The 23,514-nt window shown below is 68.2% G+C and carries 22 protein-coding genes; 13 read left to right on the forward strand and 9 right to left on the reverse strand.

All coding sequences use genetic code 11. The features are described from left to right. Positions 1-9: 9 nt before the first annotated feature. Genes AJAP_RS12515 through chrA form a run of 3 tightly spaced genes read left to right on the forward strand, consistent with a single transcriptional unit; the run spans position 10 to position 2,314 of the window. Entirely contained in the window at positions 10-771 is a 762-nt protein-coding gene (locus tag AJAP_RS12515; protein ID WP_038510877.1) for an arsenate reductase/protein-tyrosine-phosphatase family protein, read from the forward strand. Next, positions 768-1,151, forward strand: a complete 384-nt coding sequence (locus AJAP_RS12520; protein ID WP_038510879.1) for a VOC family protein — start codon at positions 768-770, stop codon at positions 1,149-1,151. Before AJAP_RS12515 ends, AJAP_RS12520 begins: the two co-directional genes overlap by 4 nt. Continuing rightward, complete coding sequence (chrA, locus tag AJAP_RS12525; protein WP_038510881.1) at positions 1,148-2,314, forward strand: chromate efflux transporter; 1,167 nt, start codon at positions 1,148-1,150, stop codon at positions 2,312-2,314. The genes AJAP_RS12520 and chrA overlap by 4 nt, the downstream gene beginning before the upstream one ends. Before the next feature lie 3 nt (positions 2,315-2,317). Here chrA and AJAP_RS12530 read toward each other — a convergent pair whose 3' ends face one another. Together AJAP_RS12530 and AJAP_RS12535 are read right to left on the reverse strand one after the other, a co-directional pair. Then, on the reverse strand, positions 2,318-2,932 hold the full coding sequence (locus AJAP_RS12530; protein WP_038510883.1) for a carbonic anhydrase: 615 nt from the start codon (positions 2,930-2,932) through the stop codon (positions 2,318-2,320). Between the two features lie 46 nt (positions 2,933-2,978). Further along, positions 2,979-3,428 carry a MarR family winged helix-turn-helix transcriptional regulator gene (locus tag AJAP_RS12535; protein WP_073848981.1) on the reverse strand — a complete coding sequence of 150 codons (450 nt, stop codon included), beginning with the start codon at positions 3,426-3,428 and terminating at the stop codon, positions 2,979-2,981. Between the two features lie 79 nt (positions 3,429-3,507). Here AJAP_RS12535 and AJAP_RS12540 point away from each other — a divergent pair, with 79 nt between their 5' ends. Continuing rightward, positions 3,508-3,984 (forward strand): cupin domain-containing protein, encoded by a 477-nt coding sequence (locus AJAP_RS12540; RefSeq protein WP_228694920.1) that lies wholly within the window; start codon positions 3,508-3,510, stop codon positions 3,982-3,984. On the opposite strand, the gene AJAP_RS12545 is transcribed toward AJAP_RS12540, so the two are convergent. After that, positions 3,969-4,370 carry a hypothetical protein gene (locus tag AJAP_RS12545; RefSeq protein ID WP_038510890.1) on the reverse strand — a complete coding sequence of 134 codons (402 nt, stop codon included), beginning with the start codon at positions 4,368-4,370 and terminating at the stop codon, positions 3,969-3,971. The genes AJAP_RS12540 and AJAP_RS12545 overlap by 16 nt on opposite strands. Positions 4,371-4,448: 78 nt before the next feature. Between AJAP_RS12545 and AJAP_RS45220 the strand changes: the two genes are divergently transcribed. Next, complete coding sequence (locus tag AJAP_RS45220) at positions 4,449-6,725, forward strand: ATP-binding protein (RefSeq protein ID WP_038510892.1); 2,277 nt, start codon at positions 4,449-4,451, stop codon at positions 6,723-6,725. Between the two features lie 34 nt (positions 6,726-6,759). Here the strand turns inward: AJAP_RS45220 and AJAP_RS12555 are convergent, their stop codons facing one another. The 4 genes from AJAP_RS12555 to AJAP_RS12565 form a co-directional block, all read right to left on the reverse strand. Beyond that, positions 6,760-7,620 carry a poly(ethylene terephthalate) hydrolase family protein gene (locus AJAP_RS12555; protein ID WP_038510894.1) on the reverse strand — a complete coding sequence of 287 codons (861 nt, stop codon included), beginning with the start codon at positions 7,618-7,620 and terminating at the stop codon, positions 6,760-6,762. Next, the gene (locus AJAP_RS44520; RefSeq protein WP_162483760.1) at positions 7,544-7,804 is read right to left on the reverse strand and encodes a hypothetical protein; all 261 of its coding nucleotides are present in this window, start codon (positions 7,802-7,804) and stop codon (positions 7,544-7,546) included. Before AJAP_RS44520 ends, AJAP_RS12555 begins: the two co-directional genes overlap by 77 nt. A gap of 313 nt (positions 7,805-8,117) precedes the next feature. Continuing rightward, positions 8,118-9,308 (reverse strand): oxygenase MpaB family protein, encoded by a 1,191-nt coding sequence (locus AJAP_RS12560; RefSeq protein WP_038510896.1) that lies wholly within the window; start codon positions 9,306-9,308, stop codon positions 8,118-8,120. A gap of 39 nt (positions 9,309-9,347) precedes the next feature. Then, positions 9,348-10,907, reverse strand: coding sequence for a long-chain-fatty-acid--CoA ligase (locus AJAP_RS12565; protein WP_038510898.1), 1,560 nt, complete (start codon positions 10,905-10,907; stop codon positions 9,348-9,350). Between the two features lie 159 nt (positions 10,908-11,066). Between AJAP_RS12565 and AJAP_RS12570 the strand changes: the two genes are divergently transcribed. Further along, positions 11,067-12,230, forward strand: a complete 1,164-nt coding sequence (locus tag AJAP_RS12570) for a TetR/AcrR family transcriptional regulator (protein WP_038510900.1) — start codon at positions 11,067-11,069, stop codon at positions 12,228-12,230. 66 nt (positions 12,231-12,296) lie between these two features. Continuing rightward, on the forward strand, positions 12,297-13,400 hold the full coding sequence (locus tag AJAP_RS12575) for an acyl-CoA dehydrogenase family protein (RefSeq protein ID WP_038510902.1): 1,104 nt from the start codon (positions 12,297-12,299) through the stop codon (positions 13,398-13,400). 10 nt (positions 13,401-13,410) lie between these two features. On the opposite strand, the gene AJAP_RS12580 is transcribed toward AJAP_RS12575, so the two are convergent. Further along, positions 13,411-14,631, reverse strand: a complete 1,221-nt coding sequence (locus AJAP_RS12580; RefSeq protein WP_038510904.1) for an oxygenase MpaB family protein — start codon at positions 14,629-14,631, stop codon at positions 13,411-13,413. 157 nt (positions 14,632-14,788) lie between these two features. On the opposite strand from AJAP_RS12580, the gene AJAP_RS12585 reads away from it, so the two are divergent. Continuing rightward, positions 14,789-15,433 carry a TetR/AcrR family transcriptional regulator gene (locus AJAP_RS12585; protein WP_038510906.1) on the forward strand — a complete coding sequence of 215 codons (645 nt, stop codon included), beginning with the start codon at positions 14,789-14,791 and terminating at the stop codon, positions 15,431-15,433. A 2-nt stretch (positions 15,434-15,435) separates the two neighbouring features. On the opposite strand, the gene AJAP_RS12590 is transcribed toward AJAP_RS12585, so the two are convergent. Next, the gene (locus AJAP_RS12590) at positions 15,436-16,197 is read right to left on the reverse strand and encodes an IclR family transcriptional regulator (protein ID WP_038510908.1); all 762 of its coding nucleotides are present in this window, start codon (positions 16,195-16,197) and stop codon (positions 15,436-15,438) included. Positions 16,198-16,252: 55 nt separating this feature from the next. Here AJAP_RS12590 and AJAP_RS12595 point away from each other — a divergent pair, with 55 nt between their 5' ends. From AJAP_RS12595 to AJAP_RS12615, 5 genes are all read left to right on the forward strand, one after another. Continuing rightward, on the forward strand, positions 16,253-17,233 hold the full coding sequence (locus AJAP_RS12595; protein WP_038510910.1) for a 2-dehydro-3-deoxygalactonokinase: 981 nt from the start codon (positions 16,253-16,255) through the stop codon (positions 17,231-17,233). Next, positions 17,230-17,826: a 2-dehydro-3-deoxy-6-phosphogalactonate aldolase gene (locus tag AJAP_RS12600; protein ID WP_038510913.1), complete on the forward strand. Its 597-nt coding sequence runs from the start codon at positions 17,230-17,232 to the stop codon at positions 17,824-17,826. Before AJAP_RS12595 ends, AJAP_RS12600 begins: the two co-directional genes overlap by 4 nt. 10 nt (positions 17,827-17,836) lie before the next feature. After that, positions 17,837-18,985 (forward strand): galactonate dehydratase, encoded by a 1,149-nt coding sequence (dgoD, locus tag AJAP_RS12605; RefSeq protein ID WP_038510915.1) that lies wholly within the window; start codon positions 17,837-17,839, stop codon positions 18,983-18,985. A gap of 5 nt (positions 18,986-18,990) precedes the next feature. After that, a complete protein-coding gene (locus AJAP_RS12610) occupies positions 18,991-20,310 on the forward strand; it encodes an MFS transporter (RefSeq protein WP_228694921.1) in 1,320 nt (439 codons plus the stop codon). A gap of 106 nt (positions 20,311-20,416) precedes the next feature. After that, positions 20,417-23,443: an NACHT domain-containing protein gene (locus AJAP_RS12615; protein ID WP_148311504.1), complete on the forward strand. Its 3,027-nt coding sequence runs from the start codon at positions 20,417-20,419 to the stop codon at positions 23,441-23,443. Positions 23,444-23,514 lie beyond the last annotated feature (71 nt).

Below are 23,514 nucleotides of genomic sequence, written 5' to 3' on the forward strand. Positions count from 1 at the left end.
CTTCGGCCAGTGGCGACCTTCGAGACGGCAGATCCGCCGCCGTTCGTACGGCTGGCGAGCGATCCGCTGCGCTGGCGGCTGCTGCGCGAGTTGTCGCACGGCGACCGCCGGGTGCGGGAGCTGGTCGACCTGGTCGGGCAGCCGCAGAACCTGGTGTCCTATCACCTGCGCAAGCTGCGGGCCGCGGAGCTGGTCACGGCGCGGAGGAGCAGTTTCGACGGTCGCGACACCTACTACCACCTCGATCTGGGGCAGTGCGCGGACGCGCTCGCCGAGACGGGAAGCTCGCTGCATCCCGCCCTGTCGCCGATCGGGGCGGACGTGATGCGGGCCGAGCCCCGGATCAAGGTGCTGTTCGTGTGCACCGGGAACAGCGGGCGCTCGCCGATGGCCGAGGCGTTGCTGCGGCACCGCGCCGGTTCGAGGGTCGAGGTGTCCAGCGCGGGCAGCCACCCGAAACCGCTGCATCCCGACGCCGTGCGCGTTCTCGCCGAGCGCGGCATCACGCTGACCCATGAACCGTCCCATGTGGACGATCTCCGGCGCAGGCGATTCCATTGGGTGATCAGTCTTTGTGACCGGGTCCGCGAGGTCTGCCCGGAGTTCCCCGGGCATCCGCACGTCGTCCATTGGAGCCTGCCGGATCCGGCCAAGGAACCCGAGAGCCATCCGGCGTTCCGTCGGCTCGCCGGCGAACTGGACCGCCGGATCGGGTTCCTGACCGCCCGGTTCGGCGTGAAATATCGCGATGATGAGGTGAACAGGACATGACTTCGGATCTGGTGAGTGTGCGTTACCTGGTCGACGACGTCGCTGCCGCCGTCGAGTTCTACACGGGACACTTGGGTTTCGCCGTGCGTTCGAGCGTGTTGCCCGCGTTCGCCGACGTGGTGCGCGGGAATCTCCGGCTGCTGCTCAGCGGTCCGGCGAGTTCGGCGGGGCGTGCGCTGCCGGACGGTACGAAACCGGCGCCGGGCGGGTGGAACCGCATCCATCTCATCGTCGACGACATCGACGCCGAAGTCGCGAGGTTGCGCGCGGTCGGCGTCCCGTTCCGCAGTGACGTCGTGACCGGGCCGGGTGGCCGCCAGATCGTGTTCGACGACCCGGCGGGCAACCCGGTCGAACTGTTCCAGCCCGCGGCCCGTTGACGCCGCACCACGAGCCGAGCCTGGGCACCGTCCTGCGGGAATGGGGCCGGATCGGCTGCATCGGGTTCGGCGGGCCGCCCACCCATATCGCCCTGCTCCGCAAATTGTGCGTGCAGCGCCGGGAGTGGTTGTCGGATCAGGAGTTCGAGGACGCCATCGCCGCCTGCAACCTGCTGCCCGGCCCGGCGTCGACACAGCTCGCGATCTTCACCGCGTGGCGGGTCCGCGGCCGGGCGGGGGCGCTGGTCGGCGGCGCGGCGTTCATCGTGCCCGGCCTCATCGTGATCCTGGCGCTGGCCGCGCTGTTCCTCACCGGATCCCCGCCCGCCTGGGTACGCGGGGCCGGTGCGGGCGCGGGTGCGGCGGTCGCCGCCGTCGCGGTGCACGCGGGAGTCGGCCTGATCCCGGCGGGCTGGCGGCGCGCGGCGTCCACCGGCCGCGTGCGCTGGGCCCTGTACGTCCTGGCGGGTGTCGTGTCGGCCGCCTTGCTCGGCCCATGGCTGGTGCTCGTCCTGCTGGGCTGCGGCGCGGTCGAACTGACCGTGAACCGCGCGCGCCGCGGCGAGTCCAGTGCCGCGTTGTTCGCCGTCCCCGCCCAATCCTGGGCCGCCGCGGTCGCGGGTGCCGGCGTGTTCGCGTCCGTCGCGTGGGTGGCACTCAAGGTCGGGATGCTGTCCTATGGCGGCGGCTTCGTGATCATCCCGCTCATGCAGGACGACGCGGTGAACACCTACCACTGGATGAGCGCGGGGGAGTTCCTCAACGCGGTCGCGCTCGGCCAGGTCACCCCCGGTCCGGTGGTGCAGACCGTCGCCGTCGTCGGTTACGCCGCGGCCGGGCTCACCGGCGGCATCCTGGCGTCACTGGTCGCCTTCGCCCCGTCGTTCGTGTTCATCCTGTTCGGTGCCAAGCATTTCAACCGGCTGCGCGGCAACCCGAACGTCCGGGCGTTCCTCGACGGCGCCGGCCCGGCCGCGGTCGGCGCCATCCTCGGCTCGGCGATCCCGCTCGCGCTCAGCCTGACCCAGGGATGGCAGTACGCCGTACTCGCCGGTGCCGGGGTCCTGCTGTTCGTGCTGCGGCGCGGAGTGGTGACCACGATCCTGGCCGCGGCGGCCGCCGGAACCGGGCTCGCGCTCGCCGGAGTGCTCCTGCCGAGCTGAGGTTCAGCCCAGTCCCCGGGTGGTGACGACACGCGCGTTGCCGTCGGACAGGTGGTAGGACAGCCCGACCACGGCGGTCTTCCCGGCGTCGATCTGCTCGGAGAGCAGCCGGGAGCGGTCGACCAGGAGGTCGACGGTGTGGCGGATGTGCTCGTCGATGATGTCGTCGTTGCTGGTGAGCCCGGCGGCGCGGGCGGCGAGGACGCTCGGGGTGACGCGCTCGATGACGTCGCGGACGAAGCCGTTGGTGCCGAGCCCGTCCTTCAGCGCTTCGCGGGTCGCGGCGACGGCACCGCAGGAGTCGTGGCCGAGGACGACGACCAGCGGGCAGTCGAGGATGCTGACGGCGTACTCGATGCTGCCCAGCACCTCCGAACCGGCGACGTGGCCCGCGGTGCGGACGACGAACAGGTCGCCGAGCCCGCGGTCGAAGATGATCTCGGCGGCCAGTCGTGAGTCGGAGCAGCCGAAGAGGACCGCGAAGGGGCTCTGCTCGGGGGCGGTCGCCGTGCGGCGGACGGCGTCCTGGTTCGGGTGTTCCGGGGTACCGGCCACGAAGCGCCGGTTGCCGGCGAGCAGAAGGTCGAAGGCCTCGGAAGGGGTCGGCGCGTCGCTCATGGAGCGGACATTACCGGCTGCGACCGGCTCCGGCAGGTGTGCCGCGTCACTGGTCGAGTCGTCCGGAGACGGCACGCATGGCGCGGCCGACGGCCCGGAGGTCGTCCGGCGCGATCACGTCCACGAAGTGTTCGCGGACGGTGCGGAGATTGTCCGGTGCCGCGCGGCGCAACGTCTCGTATCCCTGGTCGGTGAGCCGGGCCCGCACGCCGCGGCCGTCGTCGGCGGTCGACTCCCGCTGGACCAGGCCGCGCGTCTCCAGTCCGTTTATGCGGTGCGAAAGGCGGCTGCGCGAGTAGTACGCGGATTTCGCGAGGTCCGCCATGCGCATCGACCGGCCGGTGGCTTCGGAAAGCCGTACCAGGAGTTCGAACTCGGCCAGGGAAAGCCCGTGCTCCTCGCGGAGCCGCCGGTCGAGCAGGTCCACGAAACGCACGGATCCTTCGATGAACGCCCGCCAGTCGCGCTGCTGTTCCGGGTCGAGCCAGTCGGTCACGGCGCCCACAGTAACAGTTGACGCCTTCAACCACTTCGGGCTAGCTTTGATTGAAGACTTCAACTAGATGGGAACCACGATGACGAACGAAGCCTGGGTGATGCGGGAGAAGGACGCGGAGGTCATCGAGCGGCCCGCGTTGCGGCTGCTGGCCGACGGCGAGCACACGGGCGGGCTGCTCGGTGCGAACCGGTTGTCGCTACGACCGGGGGAACCCGGGACGAAACCGCACTATCACCGGAAATCCGCGGAAGCGTTCTACGTACTCGACGGGGCGCTGCGAATGCTGGTGGGTGCCGAAACGATCACGGTCGAGCGCGGGGGGTACGTGGTGATCCCGTCCGGCGTCCGGCACGCGTTCGCCGCACCGCCGGAGATCGCGGCGGACGTCCTCATCACGCTGGCGCCCGGCGTCGACCGGTTCGGCTATTTCCGGGTCCTGCCCGAGATCCTGCGCGGAAACGTCGCACCCGAAGAGGTCGAGCGCCTGCACGAGCGGTACGACGTGCACTTCGTCGACGCGCCCGAATGGGACTCGCCTCAGCCGGCCCCGTAGCGCTTGCGCACCTGGCCGACGTTCGGCACGCCGGTGAAGCCGAGGTCGTTCGCCCCGACGACGATCGTCCCGTCGTTGTTCGTGTACTTCTGCGGGGTCGCCCAACCGTCCTCGAGATCGGGAGAAGCGGCGAAGGCGCGCAGGACCTCTTTCATCACCGCGATCGCCTTGCCCTTGTCGCCCGCCGCGATCCGCACGTCGCCTCGTTGCCACCCGCCGCCGAAGCCGTTGTCGCAGTCCCAGGTCGCGGAGATCACGCCGGGGACCGCCGTCGCCGCCGCGGCGAAGGCCTCTTCGCATTTCTCCGCGCTGGACGCGCACGCCGAGACGGGCAGGGTCAGCGCCATGACCACGGTGACCGCCACAACCCGCGCACATCGCCTCATTCGGGCATTATGCGGGGATGCCCGGGCTGTGGTGTGAACAGCCCACTCCGTCCGGCGAGCATGTTTCGATGGGGAATCATGACGAACGACAGCGAGGTCCGGTCGCGGCCCCTGACGAGCTACGTCAGCCGTACGGACGACGAGGACGAGGTGCGGCGGCTGCTCGGCGCGGGCCGTCTGGTCACCTTGACCGGCGCCGGTGGCGTGGGCAAGACACGGCTGGCCGCCCAGGTGGCCAGTTCGCTCACCCGGGCCTTCCCCGGCGGCGTGGCGGTCGCCGGACTGAGTGAACTGCGGGACGAACGGCTGGTCGCGCGTACGGTCGCCGACGCCTTGGGCCTGCACGACACGGCGGGACGCACCGACCTGGAGGCCGTCGTCTCGTATCTGCGGCCGCGGCGGTCGTTGCTGCTGCTGGACAACTGCGAACACCTCCTCGACGGCAGCGCGGACCTGGTGACGGCGTTGCTGCGTGACTGTCCGGATCTCGTCGTCCTGGCCACCAGCCGCTGCTCGCTGGGGCTGGCCGGTGAGCACGTCCTGGCGATCCCGCCCCTGGGCGTGCCCGACGAGGAGGTCGGGACACCGCGAGAGGCGTTCACGTTCGGCGCGGTGCGGCTGTTCGCGGAGCGCGCCGCCAACGTGTTGCCCGCTTTCGAGGTCACCGAGAGCAACGTCGCGGACGTCGTCCGCCTCTGCCGACGGCTCGACGGCCTGCCGCTGGCGATCGAACTCGCCGCGGCCAGGATCCGGGCCCTGTCGCCGTCGCAGATCGCGGACCGGGTCGAGAGCAACTCGGGCGTGCTGGCCACCGGGCTCCGGATGCCGGTCGAGCGGCATCGGACGCTACGCGCCACCATCGAGTGGAGTCATTCCCTGTGCACGGAGACCGAACGGGTCGTCTGGGCACGCTGTTCGGTGTTCGCCGGGCAGTTCGACCTGTCCGCCGCGGAGGACGTCTGCGCCGGAGCCGGGCTGGACTCGCTCGCCGTGCTCGACGCGGTGGACGGTTTGGTGGACAAGTCGGTGCTGGCGCGCATCGACGGCACGGACCGGGTCCACTACCGGATGCTCCGCTTGCTCCGCGAATTCGGCGGGCACCGGCTCGCCGAATCCGGTGACGAGCTCGCCGTGGCGAGGAAGCATCGTGACCACTACGCCTGGCTGATCGACCAGGCCGCCGCGACGTGGTTCGGGCCGGGGCAGGATGAGGCGTACGAGCGCCTGACCGCGGCACACGCCGACATCCGCGAGGCGCTGTCGTGGTCGCTCCGCACCCCCGGCGAAGGCGCGGTGGCGTTGGGGATGGCCGTCGGCGTGATCGAGTACTGGGTGGCCCGCGGCGCGGCTTGGGAACTGCGGGACTGGATCGATCGCGCGCTCGAGGCGATGCCGCCGGAGACCCGGGGCCGGGCCCGCGGCCTGGCCGTCGCCGCCCTTTGCGCCGCGCTGCACGCGGATCTGCCCGGCGCGCGGCAGCGGTTGGCCGCCGCCGAGGCGATCGAGGACGACGACGCCGCCCCCTACATCGCCCATGCGTGTGCTTTCGTGAGGATGCTGTCCGCGGAACCGAACACCATGGTCCGCGCGGCGGAGGCCGTGCGGCTGTTCGGCGAGCGAGGCGACGTACGGCGCCAAATGCATCCGATGTTCATCCAGGGGGTCGCGCTGGCCTACCGGGGCGACCTGCCGGGCGCGCGGGAGTTGCTGGGCTCGATGCTCCGCACCTGTGAGGAAGCGGGGGAGTACCGGTATCGCTCCATGGCGCTGTACGGGTTGGGAGTCGTGGAAGTCTGCTTCGGTGGAGATGACGACGACGGCGAGCGGTTCATCCGCTCCGCACTGGAGATCGACCTCCGTACGTCGGACATGATGTCCGCCGCCTACCGGCTGGACGGTCTCGCCTGGGTGTCGGCGAGGCGCGAGGAGTGGGTCCGGGCGGCGGAACTGTTCGGGACCGCCGCCACGCTCTGGGACCGCTGCAACGCCGAGCCCGACGTGGCCGTCACCACGATCCACCGGATGTTCCACGGCGCCACCCGGAACGCCCTGGGGGCCAAGAAGTTCGACTTGGCCTTCGCCGAGGGACGCCGGCGGAATCCGCACGACGCCCTGGCCGGTCCCGAGGCTTTGGCCGCCGGAGAACCGGCCGATCTCCCGCCGCTGACGCCGCGCGAGTCGGAGATCGCGCGGCTGGTCGCGGCCGGGCTGAGCAACCGGGACATCGCGGCGAGACTGGTCATCGCCCGGCGCACGGTCGAGACGCATCTGCAGCACATCTCGCACAAACTCGACTTCGCCAACCGGACCCAGCTGGCCGTCTGGGTCGAGCAACGGGACCGCGGACCGCTGTGACCCGCCGAGGTCACGGCGGCCCGCGCCCCTTGAGTCAGCCGAGCGGGCAACTTCCCCGATATACGGCGATCTTCGGGTCGTTCGCCGGGAGCGGGCACAGGAACTGGTCGTACCTGGTGTCTTCGTCGACGAAGCGTTTCAGCCAGGAAAGGCTGTACTTCGCGATGGTCACGTTCGGCTTCGTCGGCGCCATGTGACCGGCGCCGGCCAGCAGCATGTACGCCTTGTCCAACGACTCGGGAAGGCTTTGGTAGAACGGCCGGGAATGCGAGCCGTCCGGGGCGATGAAATCGTTCTGGGCGCTGACGACGAACGTGGGGACCTTCAGGTCGGAGAACGTCGTGTTCGGGTTCCAGCCCGTCAACGGGATGGCGGCCTTCAGCGTGGGTGCTTTCTGCGCGGCTATCAACGACCCGCCGCCGCCCATCGAATGGCCCATGACGGCGAGCCTGCCCGGGTCGACGCGGTCCTTGGCCTGGCTCTTGTCCGTCACGTAGCGCAGAGCCGCGAGCAGCTGATCGGACCGGACGTCCGGGGTGTCCCAGGTGCTCTTGGTGGAGAACGTGATGACGACGAATCCCTGGGAGGCCAAACGCGGGCCGTACCAGGCGATCGCGCTCTCCGTTTCCAGGAAGCCGGGCGCGATCGCGATCGCGCCGAAGGTGCCCTGGCCGGTTTCGGTCGGGTAATGGATCGTCCCGCCGCCGAAACCCTGTCCGGCGGGGACCTTCTCGGTCGCGGTCTGGAACGATCCCCGGTCCGCCTCGATACTGGCGTTCGTCGGAGCGGGGCCGCGGGCATAGGGATTCTCTTCGGCGTCAGCCGGTACCGCCGCCACGAGCAGTGCGGTCACCGCACTGAGCACCGCGGCGCCCCATCGTGATCCACGCTTCATCGCGCATGTCCTCTCGGAAGAACCGTTCCGGAGCCGGAACGGTTTCCCAGATATAGCGGGGACCCGGCCGGGCGCGCGTCGTGGAAACTACTGAGAAACCGAAAACTGTCACGTCGATAAGGTTTTCGACGTCGTGAATGCGGAAGTCCGTGAAGGCCTCCTTGAGGGACTCTTCCTTGTTCACCCACCAGTCTTTGACGGATGAGTGTCCCCAATGCGGCATTGGGGACACTGAGCGTCTCCGATGCCACATTGGGCGCACCTGATGGAGCCGCGACTCGGGGGAGACTGGTAGTAGGTAAGCCGTGAAGGCCTCCTTGAGGGACTCTGGGTCCCTCAAGGAGGCCTTCACGGACTGGGCAAACAAGGCGCGGCGTGAGGGGAGGCGTGACTCGCGTGATCGGGGACGTGACTCGCGTGATCGGAGGCCGCACTCGGAGTTCCGCCTCTGATCACGCGAGTTCCGGCTTCGATCACGCGAGGCGTGACGGGGGCGGTCAGGTGCCTGCCCGGTTCCCGGTGGGGATGGTGATCAGGGTCGTCGTCGGTGAGGTGCCCTTGTTGAGGAACAACATCGCCAGCGCCCGCACCATCTGGTCGAACATGTAGAACCCGGCCGGCATGATCGGGATCAGCCCCTCGCGGAACGCGATGTAGGCCGGCCACGCGGTGCGGATGAGGGCCGCGGACGCGTAATCGCGGCGCAGCCCGAGCCAGTCGCCGATCGCGTCGCTCAGCACGTAGCGCACGAATTCGTTCAGGAATCCCCGGGTCACGCCAAGATCGACCTGCGCGGTCAGCCCCAGCAGATCTTCCGCGAGCTCTTTTCCTTCGTGCGAAGGGGAAAGGATCGGAGTGAGCACCTGCGCCGACTGCGCTTCCGCGGCCGCCCACGTCTTCGGGATGAACTCCTCCCGCACGCCGAGCAGATGGATGGCGACCTGCCACATGTGGAGGAAGGCGTCCTCGTCGGCGGCCGACATCGGGACCTTCCATTCGCGCAGCTTCCGGTGCACGTAGGTGCCGAGGCTGTGGAAGGTGACCAGGATGTCGCCGTTGCTGATCGGGATCCGCTCGTCCGCGACGGCCTTCCAGTACGGCGACTGCGGCAGCAGATGCCGCACCGCGGCGTGCACCAGCCGCGTCTTGTTGGCGGTGACCACGAACTGGCCGTCGGGCTCGAAGGCGTTCAGGTCGCTCAGGTCGTAGCCGAAGGTGAACGTCTTGGCCGCGCGGTCCTGCATGTCGGCCCCGCCCGCGGACCAGTAGACCGATTTGGCCTCACGCGGGATGACCGTGCTCATGATGCCGCTGCCGAGCCCGTACAGCATGAACAGATAGGTGTCCTTGCGCCGGTTGAAATCGGCCGCGCGGCGCAGTTTCGCGGGGTCGGCCCAGGACGGCAACCGGTTGACGCGCTGGAGGTGGCCCGCCAGATCGGCGGGCAGTCCGCCGGGGAGCGGGTCGTTGTTGTCCACCCAGGACCGCATCGCGGTGTTGACCGCGGGCACCTGGCCCGCTTCGAGAACCCCCGCCATGATGCGGTCGATCTCGTCGTCCCAGACCCACCAGGGGTCGGCCGCGGTACCGGTCTGCGTCGCGCCCCAGGCGGGGGCGACGCTCGCCGCGCCCACCAGGCCCAGTGCGACGCCGAGGGACAGGACATTCCTCCTGCTGAGATCGCTCATTTACTTACCTAACTTCCTTGGTAGGTTCCGATGAGTGATTCACCATCGTTTTTCGTCCAGGTCGCGAAGCGCACCCTTGACCACTTTCCCGCCCGCGTTGCGCGGGAGTTCGGGGACCACCACGAGATCCTTGGGCATTTTGAACGAAGCGAGCCTGCCGTCGAGGAATTCGACCAGTTCGGCCAAGGATGGTTCGGGCTCTGTCGCGGTGATGAAAGCGACCGGCACCTGGCCCCAGCGCTCGTCGGGCCGTCCGATCACGGCGACCTCCCGTACCGACGGATGCGCGGAGATCGCGTTTTCCACTTCGGCGCAATAGATGTTCTCGCCGCCGCTGATGATCATGTCCTTCTTGCGGTCGACCACCCAGATGAAACCGTCTTCGTCCTGCGAAACCAGATCGCCGGAATGGAACCAGCCGCCGGCGAAGGCTTCCGCCGTCTCCTGGGGTTTCTTCCAGTAGCCCTTGGTCACCGAGGGGCCGCGGTAGACGATTTCGCCCACTTCGCCCGGCGCGACGTCGTTCATGTCGTCGTCCACGACGCGGTATTGGAGCGTCGGGATCGGTTTGCCGACGGAGCCGAGTTTGCGCGTCGAGTCCTCGCCGCTGAGCACGCACGTGATCGGGGAGGTCTCGGTCTGGCCGAACACGGCGACGTTGAGGGCGCCGGGGAACTTCTCGGCCATGGCGAGCAGCGTCGCCCGCGTCGCGGGAGCCGCGCCCCAGCTGATGATCCGCAGTTTCAGCTTCCGTTCGGCGATATCCGGCTGGGCGCAGAGCAGATCCCATTGCTGGGGAACGTTGAACACCACGGTGGCGCCTTCGCGTTCGTAGGCGTCGAGCACCGCGCGCGGATCGAAGGCGCCCAGCGGGTGGATCACGACCATCCCGCCGACCAGGAAGTTCGCCACGATCGAACCCAGTCCGGCGATGTGGAAGAACGGTGCGGTCAGGAAGGCGACGTCGGTGTCGTCGAAGATCTTCATCGCCCGGATACAGGTGATCGCCTGCATCTGCAGGTTGCGATGGGACAGCATCACCCCTTTCGGCCTGCCGGTGGTGCCCGAGGTGTACATGATCAGCGCCGTCGATTCCTCGCTGACGTCGGGCAGTTCCAGCGGCTCGTGCGCGGTCAGGAATTCCTCGTATTCCGTGCGCCCTTCGGCGTCGTCCGGTTCGCCGATGACGAGCACGGTCTCGATCGACGCGGCGTTCGGCGCGGCGTCGAGCAAGGGGAGCAACCGCGCGTCGACGACGACGGCGGACGGCGTGCAGTCGGCCAGGATGTAGTCGAGCTCCGCCGGCGCGAGGCGGAAACTGAGCGGGACGGCCATGGCGCCCAGGCTGTTCGCCGCGAACACGGTCTCCACGAACCACGGGTGGTTCAAGGTCAGCGTCGCCACGCGATCGCCTTCGGTGACACCTCGCGCCGCGAGGGCGGCGGCCAATTGCAACGACCGCCGTGAGAGTTCCGCCCAGGTGGTCGTCTCGCCGAGGTACCGCAGAGCGGGCTTGTCCGGTCGCATCATCGCGTGCGTTGCCGCGTGCGCCATCCAGTGGTGCCGGAAGGACGAGGCGGGAGCCGAAGCGGTCGACATGGCCATCCTCAGGTGTCGGAACGGGACCTCTCGCGTGGCCAGTATGCATGCCAAGCCGCCGGTTGAGAAGCGATAAGTTAATCAAAAATCACATCGCGGCGCCGGTCGCGCCCGTCAGTCGTCCCTGGTGGTGATCCGGTTCGTGGTTGACTTCCCGGCATGAGCGCCGAGTCGACCGCGGCCGTCCGGCCGCGCAACCGCAAGCAGCAGATCGTCGACGCGGCCGGGCGGATCTTCAGCGAGCACGGCTACCACGCGGCTTCGATGGAGGAGATCGCCGCCGACGTCGGCATCACCGCGGCGGCCCTGTACCGGCACTTCCCGAACAAGTACGCGTTGTTCGCCGCGTGCGCGAACGTCATGGCCGACCGGCTCGTCGCCACGCTCGACGAGGTGGCGCCCGGCGCGCCGCTGGCGGACGTGCTCGCCGCCGTCACGCAGGGGACGGTCGTCCATCGCGCGTCGAGTGGCCTGTACCGCTGGGAATCCCGGTACCTCGAACGTGCGGACCGGCAGTCGCTCGCGCTGAAGTTCGGGCAGGTCGTGGACCGGGTGGCCGAGGCGGTGCGGCGGGAGTACCCGCTCCCCGACGAGGGCTTGCGGGCGGTGGCCGCCCTCGGCGTGATCGGATCGATCACGATGCACCGCACCTCGATCGCCCAGCGCCGCGTCGAAGAAGTGCTGGTCGAGTCCGCCCTGCGAGTGGTCGCGACCGATCCGGCGGCGGGTGCCGGGGGCGCGCACGCCGTCGAGTTGCCGTCCAATCCGGAGCCGCGCACCCGGCGTTCGGAGATCCTCGCGGCGGCCATCCCGCTGTTCGAACGGGACGGATTCGCCAACGTCACGAACGGCAGGATCGCCGAGGCCGTCGGGCTGGTGCCCTCCGCGCTCTACCGATACTTCCCCGGCAAGGCCGACATTCTCGCCGCCGCTTGCCTGCAGGCCGCGGGAATCCTGGCCCAGGCGGTGGAACAGAACCTTCGCGACGTCGAGGGCCCGAGCGACGCGCTGCTCGCGCTGGCGCGGACCTATGTGGCCTACAGCTTCGAGCACACCGCGCTCACCAGTGTCGCCAACGCCGAACTCGCGGGTCTGCCCGCGGCCCTGCAACGTCCTTTGGTCAGCGCGCAGCGCGAACACATCGCCGTCTGGGAACAACATTTGCGGTCGGCGCGGCCGGAACTCGACCAGCGTCAGGCGAGGGTGCTCGTGCACGCCGGTTTCGGGGTGGTGGTCGAAGCGGGACGGAGGTTGCGCTGGGAGGACGTCCCCGCCAACCGTGACGCCGTCAGCGCCTTGCTCGTCGGCGCACTGGGGGTTTGACGCCGTTGATACGGTGATACGCGACTTGATGCTGCGTATCATCCACGCGGTTCGACGGGAGAAGAAATGCGACTCACCCCCGAGCAGAACGAATTCGCCGCGTCCGTGGCGGAGCTGTGCCGCCGCGAAGGTGGTGCCCGGGAAGCCCACGACGACGTGCTCTACCGCAAGATGGCCGCGCTGGGCTGGATCGGCGCCGGGCTGCCCGCCGAGTTCGGCGGGGCCGACGGCGGCATGGTCGACATCTGTGTCTTCCTGGAACAGACCGCGCGCGGGATGGCGCCGATCGGCGGCTTCACCACGTCGATCATCGTCGCCGAGGCGTACCGCAGGTTCGGTTCGCCCGAGCAGAAGAAGCTCGTCATCGGTGGCGTCGCGGAAGGCGAGGTCGCGTCGATCGCGATGTCCGAACCCGAAGCGGGATCGGACGTCGGCGCGCTGACCTGCCGGGCCGAACGCCGTGACGGCGGCTGGGTGATCAACGGCCAGAAGACCTGGTGTTCCAACGCGCATATCGCGAACACGATCCTGCTCGTGGCCAGGACGTCGTCCGAGGGCGGCAAACACGACGGCCTGACGATGTTCCACGTCCCCGCCGACAGCGCCGGGCTCACCGTCAAGGGCATCGAGACCTTGGGCGGGAGTGACGTCAACGACCTGTACTTCACCGACTGCGTGCTGCCGGCGGACGCCGTGGTCGGCAAGGTGGGGGAGGGCTGGCGGCAGCTGATGGCGGGGCTGAACCTGGAGCGGCTGATCCTCGCCGCCGGAATGCTGGGAACCGCGCAGCGCGCCTTCGACGACACGCTCGCCTATGTCCGCGAGCGTCGCCAGTTCGGCAAGCCGATCGGGACCTTCCAGGCCATCCGGCACCGGCTCGCCGATCTGGCGACGGAGATCGAGTGCTGCCGCCTGCTGGTCTACCGCGTCGCGGAACTCGTCGACGAAGACCCCGAACGGCTGCTGCCCAGGGAAGCGTCGATGGCGAAGCTCAAGGTGACCGAGACGGCGAAAAAGGTGGCGCTGGAGGGTATGCAGATGATGGGCGGCTACGGCCACGCGATGGAATTCGACATGCAGCGGCATGTGCGGAGCACGCTGGTGTCCACTGTGTACGGTGGAACCAGCGAGATCCAGCGCGACATCATCGGCAAGACCTACGGCCTCTGAACGCTTCCGGTCAGGACGGCCGGTTGGCGTCGGGGATCTCGATGCTGATCGGCCGTAGTTCGGACAGGAACAGCAAAGCGGCCTTGCGAAGGAACTCGTCGAACAGCCAATAGACCTGCGGTGCCGTCGGGAAGGGCAGCAGTCCTTCCCGCACGGCGACGAAGGGGCCCCACGCGGTGCGGAGAAGCGGGTCCCAGATCGGCTCGCGCGGGATCTTCAGCCAGTTCGCGATCCGGTCGCCGAGCAGGAACCGGGTGAACGCGCCGAGGATGGGCTTGCTGAGGACGCCGCCGTCGACGGACGAACCGAGGCCGAGCAGGATGTCGGCCAGTTCGATGCCTTCCGGTGTGGCCGCCAGGATCGGGGTCAGCACCTGGGCGGCCTGCGCGTCCGCCTCGGCCCACGACGCCGGAAGGTACTCGTCCGCGATGCCGAGCATATGCCCGCCGAGTTGCCAGGAATGCAGGAACGCCTCCGACTCGTGCGCCGGGATGGGGACCTTCCAGGCGGTCAGCTTCTGCATCACGGTCGTCGGAAGACTGTGCCAGGTCACCATCATGTCGGCCTGGCTGATCGGGATCTGTTCATCGGCGACGGTGTCCCACTGCGGCGACTGGGGGAGGAGATGACGCACGGCCGCGTGCACCAGCCGGGTCTTCACACACGTCACGATCATTTCGCCGTCGGGGGCGTAGGCGTTGCGGGTGCCGATGTCGTAGCCCAGTTTGGCGGTCTTGGAGATGCGGTCCTTCATGTCCGCGCCGCCCTTCGAGCAGTAGACCGCGCGTGCCTCCTTGGGAATGACGGTGCTCATCATTCCGCTGGCGAAACCATAGAGGACGCCGAGATACAGGCCGCGCTTCTCGTTGAACTCGTACGCGGTGGCCAGTTTGCGCTGATCGGCCCAGGACGGCAGCCGCCGTGCCCGTTCCATGAAATCGCGCAGATCCGACGGCAGTTCGTCGGGGAGCGGCTGGCCGTTCTTCTTCCAGGTGCGCAAAAGCGCGTTCACCTTCGGCACGTCGCCCCGGAGGATCACCGAGGCGACCAGGGTGTCGGCCTCCGGATCCCAGACCCAGCGCGGATCGGCCCCCGTTCCGGTGCCCGCCACCGAACCCGCGGCGGACCACGTCCATGGCGCCGCCTGTGCGGGAGCAGCGAGGCCCAACGCGCCGAGCGCGCCGAGTGCCCCTCCGGCCTTCAAAACGCCACGCCTGCCGTGTTCGTCCATGTCGCCGTTCCTTCGCGTCGAGTCGGCCGAGCTCTGATACGATGAAACACGTTGCGAATCTGCGTATCACCATGAGAGCACGGCGGCCGGGACTTCACAAGGCCCGATGTGACGAGGTGCCTTGTCCGCAAGGCACAATCGGGTGCGGGAGGTGGCCATGGAACCGGCGTTGGAGTCCTTGCTGGAGCTGGCGTACTCGGACGCCGTCGAGCGGGTCGACGAGACGGACGAGACGCGGACGCGGATCCTCGACGCGGCGTACACCCAGTTCTCCAAGACGGGTATCCAACGGTCCACAATGGAGGATGTCGCCCGGCGCGCGGGGGTTTCCCGGATCACCGTCTATCGGCGGTTCCCCGGGAAGGACGTCCTGGTCGAGCAGGTGGTGCGGCGGGAGTTCCGGCGGTACTTCGACCGGTTCCTCGCCGACATCGAGCAGGCGGACACCGTCGCCGAACGCGTGGTGCTGGGCTTCGTGAGCTCGCTGCGGGCGATCCGCGGCAATCCGCTGATCGGCGGGCTGCTCGACGTCGAGCCGGACCTCCTCATGGCGTCCATGATCGGCGACGGCGGCCGCACCCTCGCCACCGTCCGCGCCTTCGTCGCGGGCCAGCTGAAGCAGGAACAGGCGGCGGGCAACGTCTCACGGAAACTGGACGTCGATCTCGCGGCCGAACTGATGGTGCGGGTCTCGACCTCGTTCCTGCTGATCCCCAGCCAGGTCGTCGACGTCGACGACGACGAGCAGCTCGCCGCCGTGGCGAGGCGGTTCCTCGTGCCCTTGCTGGAACTTCGGGACTGACGTCAGGGCTCGCGGTGGCCGAGGCCGGCGGAGACCTGCCGGGCCGCGCGGCCGACGACGCGGTTCAGGCCGCGCATCCGGGCGGCGGGCATGTACGGCCGGGTCGCCGAAACGCTGATGGCGCCGGCGATCGCGCCGGTGGCGTCCCGGATCGGCGCCGCGACACAGCGGATCCCCGGTTCGTTGTCCTCCAGGTCCATCGCCACCCCGGACTCCGCGTACTCACGCATGCGCGCCAGGAACGCGTCGACGTCCTCCGGGCGCACCCTGCCGGGTTCCACGGGCGTCTCGGCCAGGTAGAGGTCCCGCCATTCCGGCGCGGAGTCCAGCAGCAGCGCCATGCCGACACCGGTGCGGGTCAACGGCATCCGGTGCCCGATCCGGGAACGCATCTCCGCGCCCCGTGAACCGGGCAGCTTGTCCAGGTACAGCACCGAATCCCCGTCGCGGACAGCCAGGTGCACGGTGTCGCGCAACTGCTCCGCCAGCTCCTCCAGCACCGGCCGGGCGACCACCGGCAGCGGACTGCCGTGCAGGGCCTGGAACCCCAGCTCGATCAAGGTGGGCCCGAGCGCGTAGCCGTCCCGTCCGCTGCGCAGGTACCCCTCGCTGACCAGCAGCTGGACCAGCCGGTGCGCGGTGCTGCGGCCCAGCCCGGTGTCCTCGACCAGGCCGCGGAGGTCGGTCGCGCCACTGGCGACCGCGCGGATCAGCGCGAGGCCGCGGGCGAGCGTCTGGGTGCCGGGCGGTGCCGTGTCGGACATGCCGGAATCCTACATATAGGGACGGCGATCGCATTATCGGGAACGCGCCCGCACGATGTCGCTCGTGACCGACACCGGACCCGCCTTGATCGCGCTCGACTGGGGAACCTCCGGTCAGCGTGCCTGGCTGCTCGGCGCGGACGGCGGGATCCTGGCCGCCCGCAGCGCCGGGCGTGGACTGCTGACCACGACCGAGGACGTGGACCTCGACGACCCGCGAGCCAGGGCGGCCGCCTACGAGTCCGCCTTCCGGAAGACCTGCGGAGACTGGCTCACCGAGTTCCCCGGGCTGCCCGCCCTCGCCGCCGGCATGGTGGGCAGCGCGCAGGGCTGGACCGACTCCGGATACCGCACCGTTCCGGCGGGGCTCGACTTCCCGTCGCTCGTCCCCGTGTCCCATCGCGACGGCGTGCTCCATCTCGTGCCGGGACTGCGGATCCCGTCCGGCGCGCACCCCGGCGACGTGATCCGCGGCGAGGAGACACAACTGGTCGGCGTGCTCGAAGCGCTCGGCGACCCCGGCGGACCGCTCACCGTGGTGCTGCCCGGTACGCACAGCAAATGGGTCCGCGTCGAGGACGGGGTCGTCACCGGCTTCACCACCGCGATGACCGGCGAACTGTACGGATTGCTGATCGCGCACGGCATCCTCGCCCGCACGGCCGCCGACCCGGTCGCCGACGACGAGGCCTTCTCGCGGGGTCTCGCCGCGGGACGGCGTTCGCGCGGGCTCGCCATCGAGGCGTTCGGCGCTCGCCCGCTCGTGCTCGACGGCGTCCTGGAACCGGAGTCGCTGCCCGACTACCTCTCCGGCGTCCTGATCGCCGACGAGGTCTCGCATCTGTTGCATGACGCGGACACCCGCGTCGTGCTGTGCGGTGCGGGCGAACTCTGCCGTCGCTACGCCGCCGCCCTCGCCGGAAGGGGAGTGGAGGCCATCGTGCTGTCCGAGGAGGTCACCGCCCGCGGGCTGTGGCGGATCGCGACGGCCGCCGGACTGCTCGAAGACCGTCTCGAAAGGACACTGAAACCGTGACCGGATTGATCGCGATCCTGCGCGGGGTGACCCCGGCCGAGGTCGTCGGCGTCGGCCGGGCGCTCGTCGACGCAGGATTCCCCGCCATCGAAGTGCCGCTGAACTCGCCGGAACCGTTCGCGAGCGTCCGCCTGCTCGCCGACGCGTTCGGGGACCGGTGCGAGATCGGCGCGGGTACCGTGCTCACCACCGAAGACGTCGTCCGGGCGCGGGCGGCCGGGGCGCGGTTGATCGTGGCTCCCAACACCGATCCCGCGGTGATCTCAGCCGCCGTGGCCGAGGGGATGACGCCGTACCCCGGCGTCGCCACACCGACCGAGGCGTTCGCCGCGCTCGCCGCGGGCGCCCGGTATCTCAAGCTGTTCCCCGCCGACGCGGTCGGGATCGGGGGCATGAAGGCGTGGCGTGCCGTGCTGCCGCGCGAGGTCGGACTGCTGCCGGTCGGCGGGGTCGACGAAACGAACCTGGCGGCCTGGGCCGCCGCCGGGGCGGCCGGGGCGGGGCTGGGTTCCTGCCTCTACCGGCCGGGTGACACCGCTGATGTGGTCGGCGTCCGTGCCCGTGCACTTTCCGAGATCTGGCACCAGGAATAGGAAAAGAACCATGAAGATCGTGTCAATGACGACATACCAGGTGCCGCCGCGCTGGTCGTTCCTGAAGATCGAAACGGACGAGGGCGTCACCGGCTGGGGCGAACCGGTCCTGGAGGGCCGGGCCGCTTCGGTGGCGGCGATCGTCGAGGAGCTTTCCGACTACCTGATCGGCAAAGACCCCTCGCAGATCGAGGATCTGTGGACCGTCCTGTATCGCGGCGGGTTCTACCGGGGCGGCGGACTCCACATGAGCGCGCTGGCCGGCATCGACCAGGCACTGTGGGACATCAAGGGCAAGGCGCTCGGTGTCCCGGTGCACGAACTGCTCGGCGGCCGGGTACGCGAGGCGATCAAGGTGTATTCCTGGATCGGAGGCGACCGCCCGGCCGAGACCGCCCGCGCCGCGCGCGAGGTGGTGGACCGCGGGTTCAGCGCGGTGAAGATGAACGGGACCGAGGAACTGTCCTATCTGGACACCTGGGACAAGGTCGACCGCTGTGTGGCCAATGTGGACGCGGTGCGCCAGGCGGTCGGCCCGAACATCGGTATCGGGGTGGACTTCCACGGCCGCGTGCACAAGCCGATGGCCAAGGTCCTGCTGCGCGAACTGGAGCCGTACCGGCTGATGTTCGTCGAGGAGCCGGTGCTTTCCGAGCACGTCGACGGTTTCGCCGACGTGCTCCGCAACTCGCCGATCCCGATCGCGCTCGGCGAGCGGCTGTTCTCGCGGTGGGATTTCAAGACCGTGCTGGCGTCGGGTGCCGTCGACATCATCCAGCCGGACCCGTCGCACTGCGGCGGCATCACCGAAGCGCGCAAGATCGCGCACATGGCCGAGGCGTACGACGTCGGCCTGGCGCTGCATTGCCCGCTCGGCCCGATCGCGCTGGCGGCCTGCCTGCAGATCGACGCGGGTTGCTACAACGCGACGATCCAGGAGCAGAGCCTCGGGATCCACTACAACACGAGCAACGATCTGTTGGATTATCTGGCGGATCCGTCGGTGTTCGCCTACGACGACGGACAGGTCGTCATCCCCCGCGGGCCGGGGCTGGGCATCGAGATCAACGAGGAGTACGTCGCCGAACGGGCGGCCGAGGGGCATCGCTGGCGGAATCCGGTGTGGCGGCACGCCGACGGCTCGTTCGCGGAATGGTGAGCGCGATGACCACCGCCGTCCAGACCGCCGTGCGCCCCACCAGGTTCCGGGTGCTCATCGCGGTGATGCTGTTCATCACCGTCGTCATCAACTACCTCGACCGGTCGAACCTGTCGATCGCGATGCCCGCGATCGCCGGCGAACTCGATCTGTCCAAAGCGGAACAGGGCATCCTCCTGTCGGCCTTCGGCTGGACCTATGCCGCGTTGCAACTGCCCGGCGGCTGGCTGGTCGACAAGATCCCGCCGCGGCTGCTCTATCCGGCCTGCCTGATCCTGTGGTCGCTCGCGACGTTCTTCATGGGGATCATCGGCGGGTTCGTCGCGCTGATCGCGTTGCGGCTGATGGTCGGCGTCTTCGAAGCACCCGCCTATCCGATCAACAGCAAGATCGCGACCGTCTGGTTCCCGGAACGCGAACGCGCCACGGCGATCGGCTTCTACACCTCGGGCCAGTTCATCGGCCTCGCCCTGCTGACGCCCGTGCTGTCCTGGCTGCAGACCGTGCTTTCGTGGCATTGGGTGTTCATCGCCACCGGTCTGGTCGGCATCCTCTGGGCCGTGCTTTGGTACGCGAAGTACCGCGAACCGCGTGACTCGCGGGCCAACGAGGCCGAGGTGGAGCTGATCCGGTCCGGCGGCGGCCTGGTGGATCTGCCGCGTGAGCGGCCGGAGCGGGCGCGGGTCACGCGTGCGGATCTGGCGACCGTGCTGGGCAGCCGGAAACTGTGGGGAATCTACTTCGGACAGTTCTGCCTGACCTCGACGCTCTGGTTCTTCCTCACCTGGTTCCCGACGTATCTCGTCGAGTACCGGGAAATGGACTACATCAAGTCCGGTTTCCTCGCGTCGCTGCCGTTCATCGCGGCACTGGTGGGCGTGCTGGTTTCCGGTGTCCTGTCGGACTTCCTGGTACGGCGTGGCGCTTCGCTCGGAGTGGCGCGGAAGGGCCCGATCATCGCCGGGCTGCTGCTGAGCACCGTGATGGTCACGGCCGGATTCACCGACTCGACCACGATGGTCATCGTGATCCTGTCCATCGCCTTCTTCGGCAACGGGCTCGCGTCGATCACTTGGTCGCTGGTCTCCGCGCTCGCGCCGCGGCGGCTGCTCGGGCTGACCGGCGGGATGTTCAACTTCATCGGGAACCTGTCGTCGATCGCCACGCCGATCGTCATCGGCCTGATCGTCACCGACGACAGTTTCGCGCCCGGCTTCGCCTACATGACCGTGATCACGGTCGCCGGGATCCTGTCCTACGTCTTCCTGGTCGGCAAGGTCGAGCGCGTGGCCGAGCGGACCCAGGAAGACCGTGGCGTTGTGTAACGGCCGCTGAAACGTCGGCGACTCAGCTATCGATCGGTGTACCGTATGGGCATCGTTTCGGGCCGCGACGAGGGAGAGTGCCGACATCGCCGGGTTAGAGGCCGCTTTGCTGAAGGTCGGCGGTGCGTTGGCGAGTCGAGCGGTGCGCGCATGGCTGTCGAGCCGGACTAACGAGGATCGCCGGGAGATGGGCCTGGCAGAGCTCGTCGCGTATAGGTACCCCGTCCTACGGCACCAGCGGGAGTTCCGGCGGAAGATCGAGGAGATCGAAGAGCAGGTAGCCGATCGGCTGCAACCTCTGTGCGAGAACGAGTTCCCCGGTTTGCCGGAAAACGAGCGCGAGGCCGCGACCTTGGCGGTCGCCGACGCGCTCGAGCGAGCCGAACTGACCGACGCGATGATCTTCAGGGTGGATCTGAACCCGATCGGTCTGGCACGCGAGATCAGGGAGCACGCGCCACAGACGGTCCGGAACGGCGATCTGTCGGAGCCGGCGTCCAATCTCTTCGATCTGCTCCTCGACCAGGTCTGCTACTACCTGGCCCATCTGATCCGGGACCTGCCCGAGTTCGACGCGAGGGCATCCGTCGAGATGCTGTCCAGGCTGAGCGGTATCGCCGGCCAGCTCGGTGAGCTGCTCGAGCGGCTTCCGGTGACCGAACTGACCACGTCGAGCAGCGAAGACCAGGACGACGAGTTCCGGGACGGCTACTTCGAGCTGGTCAGTAATCTGTACGACCGGTTGGAAATCCTCGGTATCACGACGAACTACTACGAGCCGACCATGACCCTTACGGTCGCGTACCTCAGTCTCACGGCGTCCACGGCTTCCAAAAGTCACGAATTCAAGCAGGCGAAGGACAAGGCGGAAGCCCCGGTCGGACTCGGTACCGGAGAGCGGGAGCTGGACGTCGTCCGGGTGGCCGATGCCCTCGGTGGCAAACGCCTCGTGCTCCTGCAAGGGGACGCCGGTGCGGGGAAGAGCACGCTGCTGCAATGGATCGCCATCACGGCCGTGCGGCGCAGGTTCGTCGGCAGGCTCTCGGACTGGAACGGAAGGGTCCCCTTCCTGGTGCGGCTGCGCGACTTCTCCGAGAATCGCTTGCCGAACGGTGACGAGTTCCTCCTGCATGCCAACGCTCCGCAGTGGGGGCCCGTGCCGGAGGGCTGGGTCGACAGGGTCGCTGCGAGCGGGCAGGCGCTGTTCCTGATCGACGGCGTCGATGAACTGCCGGAGCACGAACGAGCGAAGGTGCGGGAATGGTTACGCGGGCTTTGCGTGCGCTTCCCGGAATGCCTGATCGTCGTCACGTCACGGCCTTCGGAGCGAACCGAGCGATGGCTCGTGGCCGACAAGTTCCACCCGGTGACACTGGAGCCGATGAATCCGCAGGACGTCCGCATCTTCATTGAGCGCTGGCACAACGCTCTGCTGGATTCGACGGCTGGCCGGGACATCGCACTTCCGTGTCCGAGGGAAGATGTTCCGGTGCATCAGCGGAGTCTGTTGCTGCACCTGGATTCAAGGCCACATCTTCGCGCGTTGGCGCGCAACCCGCTTTTGTGCGCGATGATCTGCGCGCTGAATCTGGACCGCCGGGCCAATCTGCCACGCGATCGCATGACCCTCTATGAAGCTGCGCTCGACATGCTGCTCGAACGTCGTGACGCGGACAAGAAGGTGCGGGTCGACGGCGACACCCAGTTGAGCGCGGTCGAAAAGCGGGCCATGCTCAGAGCCCTGGCCTGGTGGCTCAACGAGAACGGCCGCGCGGAGATGTCTCGCGAAGAGGCTATTCATCAGCTGAGGCTCAAGATCGGTACGATGCCCGGAGTCACCCAGGCCCCAGAAGAAGTACTTCGACATCTCCTCGAACGCAGTGGCCTGATCCGGCAGCCGGTCATCGGCCGGATCGATTTCGTGCACCGGACCTTCCAGGAGTTCCTCGCGGCCAAGGAGGTCGTCGAACGGGACAGCATCGATCTACTGATCAACAACGCGAGTTCGGACCTGTGGCGTGAGACAGTGCTCATGGCCTGCTCCCACGCGACCGCCGTCCAGCGTGATCGGCTGCTCAACGGAATCGTCAACAGGGCCTACGACTTCTATCGTGAGGAGGACGGCCAGTCCAGGCACCGGCTCATGCTTCTCGCCGCGTCGTGCCTGGAAAGCGCCTTGGAACTGTCGGCCGAGACCATCGAACGAGTGGAGGCGTGCCTGCATGAGCTGTTGCCTCCGACGAGCTCGGACGAAGTGAGCGCGCTGGCCACCGTGGGAAGGCCGCTGTTTCGTGTCCTGCCCTCGGATCTCAGTGACCTGTCCGACGTGCAGGCGGTGTTCTTGGTGCGCACGGTCGCGCTTTCGAACGATATCGACGTGCTGAGGGTGCTCGCCCAGTATGCGCGAGATCGGCGCTGGGAAGTCCAGGAGGAGATCGTCGCCTGCGCTCGCTACTTCGACCTCGGCGACTATTGTGATCGCGTACTCAGGGATGCTCCGCTGTTCGACAACAGGATGGAGATCCGGAGCATGGACTGGGTCGGCCATCTCTACAAGCTGCGCAAGCTGGAAAGTGTCGAGATCAAGATCTACCCGGAGAAGGTCGATGATCTGCGCTCTTTTCGCCGGATCCGGGCGTTGCACGGGCTGCTGGCGCATGTCGTCGGCGCTTGCGACGTCACACCGCTGTGGGAGCATCGGAACCACTTGCGCTACCTGAACCTCACTTGTGATCAGTCCTTTGTGGAGCTGGAGACTCTGTCCGATTTTCGCTCCCTGCGGGAACTGGCGTTGGCGCCGGCCTCGGGCCTGAGCGACTTGTCGTTTCTCGGCGTCGAGCTCAGTGGGTTGACCAGACTGGAACTTTCCGGCGTCGAGCGCACTGCCGACCTCTCGGCGATCGGAAGTCTTGTCGAACTGCGACGGCTCGGCCTCAAGAACTGCCGTGCGGACCTCGATCTCTCCAGGCTCGAGGAGCTGTCGAAGCTGGAGAGAATCGACCTGCGAGGTGCACCGCCGGAGTTGAATCTGGGGCCCCTCGCCGATCGGCGTCTCCGTGTCCTGCTGGATCGCGATCATCAGTGCGCCGGGCTGGACTTGTTGGGTTCGCAAGTGGAGCTGCAGTTCTTCTAAGCCGCCCTCCGCATCCAACGAGACGTCCCAGGGTGGAGGGCGAGTTTCCGGGTCCGCCTCACATTTCGCGC

The organism is Amycolatopsis japonica, assembly GCF_000732925.1.
Taxonomy (GTDB): Bacteria; Actinomycetota; Actinomycetes; order Mycobacteriales; family Pseudonocardiaceae; genus Amycolatopsis; species Amycolatopsis japonica.